Genomic DNA, 7,109 nt, shown 5'->3' on the forward strand with positions numbered 1-7,109 from the left:
TGCACTGATGGCTCTGGCAATTTTTGATCTGGACGAAACCCTGATCCACGGCGACTGCGCCACCCTCTGGAGCGAGCAGATGGGTCGGCTGGGCTGGGTTGATCCCGAGTCGTTCATGCGCAGAAACAACGAACTGATGGACGCTTACAGCCACGGCAAATTGCGCATGGAAGAGTACATGGACTTCAGCCTCGAACCCTTGATCGGCCGCACGCCGCAAGAAGTCGAGCATCTGGTCGGACCGTGGGTCGAGGACTTCATCGAACCGATCATCTTCAGTGACGCCACCAAAGCCATCGCCGCCCACCGCAAGGCCGGCGACCGGATTCTGGTGATCTCGGCGTCGGGCACGCACCTGGTGAAACCGATTGCCGAACGTCTGGGTATCGACGAGATTCTGGGCATCGAACTGGAAGTTGCCCATGGCGTGTACAGCGGCCACACCGTAGGCACCCTGACCTATCGCGAAGGCAAGATCACCCGCCTGCTGGAGTGGCTGGACGCCGAAGAGGAAAACCTTGAGGGGGCGAGTTTTTATTCCGACTCACGCAACGACCTGCCGCTGCTGTTGAAAGTGGATTTCCCGCATGTGGTCAATCCGGATCCGGTGCTGCGCGAACACGCCGAGCAATCCAACTGGCCGATCCATCTCTGGACGTGACAAAGATTTAATCCGGGAGCGAGCCTGCTCGCTCCCGTCGTTTTTGCGTTTCAGCTCAGGCTTTCGTCGATCACCAGTACCACCTTGCCCGCCACGGTATTGCTCGCCAACTCGGCAAATGCCACCTCGGCATCCTTGATCGCGAAGGTCCGGGCCAATTGCGGCTTCAAACGACCTTCGGCGAACAGCGGCCAGACATGCTGACCCAGGTCGCTGAACAGATCAGCCTTGAACTGATCGTCACGACTGCGCAAGGTCGAGCCCAGCAACTGCACACGCTTGGACAACACCTGGGCCAGATCCAGCTTCGCCTCGCGGCCTCCCATCAGACCGATCAACACCCAGCGACCGTCCTGCGCCAGCAGCTTGAGATTGAGTGCCGAGTAGCTGCCACCCACCGGGTCGAGAATCACGTCGAACGGCCCGAGGTCGCGCAGGCTTTCCAGATCGTCGGTGCGTATCACCCCGCCCTGGGCGCCCAGCGCTTCACAGTAACTCAATCGCTCGGCGGAACCGACGCTGACCCAGCACGGGTTGCCAAAGGCCTTGCACAGCTGAATGGCGGCTGAACCGATTCCACTTGCCCCGGCGTGCAAGAGAATTTTCTCACCCGGCTTGAGCGCCGCAAGTTGAAACACATTCAGCCAGACGGTGGCATACACCTCGGGCAATGCGGCGGCCTCGATCAGCGACACGCCTTCCGGAACCGGCAGCACATGCCGTCCGTCGACGACCACCTCTTCGGCCATCCCGCCCCCGGCCAGCAAGGCGCAAACCCGATCCCCGACCTGCCAGGAAGAGCCCGCGCCGACCTCGCAGATCACCCCGGAACACTCAAGACCGAGTACCTGGCTGGCCCCTGGCGGCGGCGGATAAAGACCTGCCTTCTGTAATAAATCGGCGCGATTGAGGCCGGCTGCCGCCACTCGAATGCGAACTTGTCCTACATCGCACGTAGGACTCGGCTCTTCAACCCATGCCACTTGACCTTCAACGCCTTGCAATGCCTTCACACTGCCTCCATAGTGAGTCTGGACTGAGCCCGAAGCTGTAGCGCCGGGCTTTTTGCATTATGCGACCGGCCCTGGGGTCTGTCGGGAAACTCAACGGCAGTTTTCCTACAGAGCGTGGAGGTACGGCGACTTCAAAGACGGCCTAATATGCGTTATCAATTGTCCCCGCGTCGAATCAGCATGAAGCATTTGCTCCCCAGCACCGCCCTCGCTCTTTTCATTGGTATCGGCCTGTTGCCGGTATCGGGCAGCACATTCGCAGCCAACAGCTGGGACAAGTTGCAGCCTGATCGCGACGAAGTGATCGCCAGTCTGAACGTCGTCGAGTTGCTCAAGCGCCACCACTACAGCAAGCCGCCGCTCGATGATGCGCGCTCGGTGATCATCTACGACAGCTACATCAAGCTGCTCGACCCGTCGCGCAGCTACTTCATGGCCAGCGACATCGCCGAATTCGACAAGTGGAAGACCCAGTTCGACGACTTCCTCAAGAGCGGCGACCTCAACGCCGGGTTCACCATCTACAAGCGTTATCTGGATCGCGTCAAGGCGCGCCTGGACTTCGCCCTTGCCGAGCTGAACAAAGGCGTCGACAAGATGGACTTCACCACCAAGGAAACCTTGCTGATCGATCGCAAGGACGCCCCTTGGCTCAAATCCACCGCAGAACTCGACGACCTGTGGCGCAAGCGCGTCAAGGACGAAGTCCTGCGGATGAAGATCGCCGGCAAAGAGCCGAAGCAGATTCAGGAAACCCTGACCAAGCGCTACAAGAACCAGTTGGCGCGCCTGGACCAGACCCGCGCGGAAGACATCTTCCAGGCGTACATCAACACCTTCGCGATGTCCTACGACCCGCACACCAATTACCTTTCGCCGGATAACGCGGAAAACTTCGACATCAACATGAGCCTGTCCCTCGAAGGCATCGGCGCCGTGTTGCAGAGCGACAACGACCAGGTGAAAGTCGTGCGCCTGGTGCCGGCCGGCCCTGCCGACAAGACCAAGCAGGTCGCACCGGCCGACAAGATCATCGGCGTTGCCCAGGGCAACAAAGAGATGGTCGACGTGGTCGGCTGGCGCCTGGATGAAGTGGTCAAGCTGATTCGTGGCCCGAAAGGCACCGTGGTACGCCTGGAAGTCATCCCGGCGAGCAATGCACCGAACGACCAGACCAGCAAGATCGTGCCGATCACCCGTGAAGCGGTGAAGCTCGAAGACCAGGCCGTGAAGAAATCCGTGCTGAACCTGAAACAGGACGGCAAGGACTACAAACTCGGCGTGATCGAGATCCCGGCCTTCTACCTCGACTTCAAGGCGTTCCGTGCCGGTGATCCGGACTACAAGAGCACCACCCGCGACGTCAAGAAACTGCTGACCGAACTGCAGAAAGAGAAAGTCGACGGCGTGGTCATCGACCTGCGCAACAACGGGGGTGGCTCCCTGCAGGAGGCCACCGAGCTGACCAGCCTGTTCATCGACAAAGGCCCGACCGTCCTCGTGCGTAATGCCGATGGCCGGGTCGACGTGCTGGAAGACGAAAACCCGGGCGCGTTCTACAAAGGCCCGATGGCGCTGCTGGTCAACCGCCTCTCCGCATCGGCTTCGGAGATCTTCGCCGGCGCCATGCAGGACTACCACCGCGCGCTGATCATCGGTGGCCAGACCTTCGGCAAAGGCACCGTACAGACCATTCAGCCGCTGAACCACGGCGAACTGAAACTGACCCTGGCCAAGTTCTACCGGGTATCCGGCCAGAGCACCCAGCATCAGGGCGTACTGCCGGACATCGACTACCCGTCGATCATCGACACCAAGGAAATCGGCGAGAGCGCCCTGCCGGAAGCCATGCCGTGGGACACCATCCGCGCGGCGATCAAACCGGCGACCGACCCGTTCAAACCGTTCCTGGCGCAGCTCAAGTCCGAGCATGACGCCCGCACGGCCAAGGATGCGGAATTCACCTTCATCCGCGACAAACTGGCTCTTGCGCAGAAGCTGCTCGAAGAAAAAACCGTCAGCCTCAATGAAGCCGACCGTCGTGCCCAGCACGCCGACATCGACGCCAAGCAACTGGCGATGGAAAACATCCGTCGCAAGGCCAAAGGCGAAGAACCGCTCAAAGAGCTGAAGAAAGAGGACGAGGATGCCCTCGCCGCAGCCGATCAGGACAAGATCAAACCGGAAGACGACGCCTACCTGAGCGAGACAGGGCGCGTGCTGCTGGACTACCTGAAGCTGAGCAATCAGGTGGCAAAGAAGTAAGGTGATGGCAATTTAATGCTGACGATCCCCGGATCGTCATCAAACAGTCATCATTCTGTCGTGCAATAAAGGACTGGGAGCGGCTCTTTTCATCAAGAGCGCTCCCAGTCCTTTTTTTATCGCCAGAGATTGCCATGACGACGACCGAACAGCTGAGTGCCTTGAGCTCGATCCTGACTCAAAGCGGTTTACACAGCCTGTTCCAACCGATCATTTGCCTCTCCGAGCGGCGCATTCTCGGCTACGAAGCCCTGACCCGAGGCCCTTCCAACAGCCCGCTGCACTCGCCTATCGCGCTGTTTGCGGTCGCCCGCCAGGCCGGTCGTTTGAGTGAACTGGAAATCGCCTGCCGCCAGAGCGCTTGCCGCCGCTTCAACGAACAGCAACTGCCGGGCAAGCTGTTTCTCAACGTCTCGCCGGAATCCCTGCTCGAAGCCGCGCACCAACCGGGGCGTACCCTGCAACTGCTTCAGGATTTTGGCATTCCACCGAGTCAGGTGGTGATCGAGCTGACCGAACAGACGCCGATCGACGACTTCCAGTTGCTGCAAACCGCACTGCATCACTATCGCGCCATGGGCTTTTCCATTGCGCTGGACGATCTCGGTGCCGGGTATTCCAGCCTGCGCCTGTGGTCGGAGTTGCGCCCGGACTACGTGAAGATCGACCGGCACTTCATCGACGGCATTCATCAGGACGCGCTCAAGCGTGAGTTCGTCGGCTCGATCCTGCAAATCGCCAAGGCCTCCCGCGCGCAGGTGATTGCCGAAGGCATCGAGCTACCGGAAGAACTGGCGGTGTTGACCGAGATGGGCGTGGATCTGGTTCAGGGCTACTTGCTCGGGCGCCCTCAGGAACACCCGCCGCGCGACGCCCGCGCCGTGATGCCCAAGCACGACAGCGCCGCCGTGGCCCTGAATGATGAAGGCAGCGACCTCAGCGCCCTGCTCAACGACCAACCGGCCGTAGGCCGTGAAACACCCACCGCCAACGTGCTCGAAGCCTTTCGCCGCCAGGCCAACCTCAACTCGCTGGCGGTGCTCGATGAGCAGGGTCAGCCGTGCGGCATCGTCCATCGCCACTCGTTGTCGGATGCGCTGCTCAAGCCTTTCGCCACCGACCTGTTTGCCCGCAAACCGATCAGCCGCCTGATGAGCGACGACTTTCTCGCCGTGGAAATGAGCCAGTCGCTGCAACAGGTCAGCCGCCTGATCACCAGCCGCGCCCGGCAACGGATCGAGGAAGATTTCATCATCACCCTTAACGGCAGCTACCTGGGCCTGGGTCGGGTGATCGACGTGCTCAAACTGATCACCGAACTGAAAATCCAGCAGGCCCGCTACGCCAACCCGCTCACCCTGCTGCCGGGCAACGTGCCGATCCAGCAATGCCTGACCCGTCTGTTGCAACAAGGCCGCGAATCGATCATCTGCTACGTCGACATCGACAGCTTCAAACCCTTCAACGATATCTACGGCTACGGTCGCGGTGACGAAGTCCTGCTGTGCCTGGCGCAATGCCTGAACGAACGCGTAGACCCCTCCCGCGACTTCGTCGGCCACATCGGCGGCGACGACTTCCTCCTCGTCCTCGGCCCGGAAGACTGGCGCAAACGGCTCAACCAGTTACTCGACGACTTCCAGAGCCAATGCCGCCGCTTCTACCGACCCGAACACCTGGAGGCCGGGTGCTTTGTTGCGCCAAACCGCCAAGGCGTGAGGCAGGAGTTTCCGTTGTTGTCACTGTCGATTGGCGTGGTGCATCTGCATCCCGAGGCTTGTGCGGAACTGGACGCGAGTCAGTTGGCGGAGATGGCTTCGCAGGCGAAGCATCATGCGAAGAATGTGCAGGGGTTTAGTGTGCATGTTATCGACAGCCTGAATGCTCTACCTTTTACCGAAGCACTCGTTTCAGGTCATCGTTGACATTAAAGGTCGAAACCTACCAAGTAGACCGATCTTCCATAGAGGCCTTCGTTAGATCCGGCTCCCAAACCTCAAGAGCCAAATCATAGAGGTCTTGGAAAAAAAACCGAGGATTCTCTAAAGAATCCCACTCTCCACGAGGCCAACTTGCGGCTTCGTACTCATCAATTTCGAACAAAAGCTGAAAATCGTAAGTTAAATCGCTGAGCTTTTCCTGCAGCGCCTCAACCAAAACCAGCTTGTGTCTATAGGACAGGTACGGCAGATTCAGGCAATACTCTCTGATCAGAACTTCCCTATCACCAGCATCATTGGGGTTATAAACCTCAAGCGCCAAACCTCGAGTTTCCTCCCGATCATAAACATCAAGTACGCCAATGAACCACATCAGACTTGGCTCAAACTCTTCATTCAGGTATGGATCCTTTAACATCACTTCACCTCTGTAGGAAATCCTGTAAACGGATTTTGCTGTTGTATTTCATCAAACTTCACCTCAAACCAATTGAGGCTTTCATTTAAGCTAGGATTTTGAGGATCCCGATTATTCGGCCTATAGCCACGACCGGCACCAGGTAACTCCAACCTCACTATAGGGTTGTTTTTTTGATCCACTCCGGTGTGCATGATCAACCCATGCTTATCCTTCGTCATCGCTTTGTTCAACGCTCCCAAGTGCAAGCGCCAATTATAAAACTGTGAACTAAGATTTCCTCTTGGTCGTCTCGGAACAATTCCTGTATGAGGATTCGCGCCGTTGATAGCTCGCTGCCTAAGCGCTTGATCAGAAATCTCAGAGCTGTGTTTTTCGACGGTGTGCATGCCATAAAGATCTTCATACTCAGTTACCCGACGCTTAGCATTCTCCTCCGCCAACTCATCAATCCGAGCCCTCCGCTCCTGCGCCGTCATCTTCGGCAGCGTTGGCTCGCCCTCATTTACGACCGAGCCACCCACCCCATCCGGCAACGCACAACCGGTTTTGCCCGGCGGAGGGCAATTGGCGTTCAACCCCAACGGATCCACCCACCCCGTCGGATTCGGCACGTACCGGTACTGATTCAACCCGCCCGCCAGCTTCACCGGATCTGGCGTCAGGTAGCGTCCGGTGTCCGGGTCGTAGTAGCGATGGCGGTTGTAGTGCAGTCCGCTTTCAGCGTCGAAGTACTGGCCCTGGAAGCGCAGCGGCTGGTCGAGGTAGTCGTGGGCGGCCAGTTCGAGTGCGGCGATTTTGCCGTAGGCGTC

General features: G+C 58.7%; 6 protein-coding genes. 3 read left to right on the top strand and 3 right to left on the bottom strand.

What is annotated here, in order from left to right; genetic code table 11:
- The first annotated feature begins 7 nt into the window (after nucleotides 1–7).
- Complete coding sequence (locus N8H74_RS28300; protein ID WP_217834575.1) at nucleotides 8–661, top strand: HAD family hydrolase; 654 nt, start codon at nucleotides 8–10, stop codon at nucleotides 659–661.
- A gap of 50 nt (nucleotides 662–711) precedes the next feature.
- Here the strand turns inward: N8H74_RS28300 and N8H74_RS28305 are convergent, their stop codons facing one another.
- A complete protein-coding gene (locus tag N8H74_RS28305) occupies nucleotides 712–1,674 on the bottom strand; it encodes a zinc-binding dehydrogenase (RefSeq protein WP_262151955.1) in 963 nt (320 codons plus the stop codon).
- Between the two features lie 180 nt (nucleotides 1,675–1,854).
- On the opposite strand from N8H74_RS28305, the gene N8H74_RS28310 reads away from it, so the two are divergent.
- Nucleotides 1,855–3,939 (top strand): carboxy terminal-processing peptidase, encoded by a 2,085-nt coding sequence (locus N8H74_RS28310; RefSeq protein ID WP_217834573.1) that lies wholly within the window; start codon nucleotides 1,855–1,857, stop codon nucleotides 3,937–3,939.
- Nucleotides 3,940–4,073: 134 nt separating this feature from the next.
- The gene (locus N8H74_RS28315) at nucleotides 4,074–5,864 is read left to right on the top strand and encodes a bifunctional diguanylate cyclase/phosphodiesterase (RefSeq protein WP_262151956.1); all 1,791 of its coding nucleotides are present in this window, start codon (nucleotides 4,074–4,076) and stop codon (nucleotides 5,862–5,864) included.
- A 16-nt stretch (nucleotides 5,865–5,880) separates the two neighbouring features.
- Here N8H74_RS28315 and N8H74_RS28320 read toward each other — a convergent pair whose 3' ends face one another.
- Complete coding sequence (locus tag N8H74_RS28320; protein WP_262151958.1) at nucleotides 5,881–6,297, bottom strand: hypothetical protein; 417 nt, start codon at nucleotides 6,295–6,297, stop codon at nucleotides 5,881–5,883.
- Nucleotides 6,297–7,109, bottom strand: an 813-nt coding sequence (locus N8H74_RS28325; RefSeq protein ID WP_262151960.1) for an RHS repeat-associated core domain-containing protein, incomplete at its 5' end; no start/stop codon positions are given. The genes N8H74_RS28325 and N8H74_RS28320, both read right to left, overlap by 1 nt.

It is taken from the genome of Pseudomonas sp. B2M1-30 (assembly GCF_025447575.1).
In the GTDB taxonomy this organism is placed as follows: Bacteria; Pseudomonadota; Gammaproteobacteria; order Pseudomonadales; family Pseudomonadaceae; genus Aquipseudomonas; species Aquipseudomonas botevensis.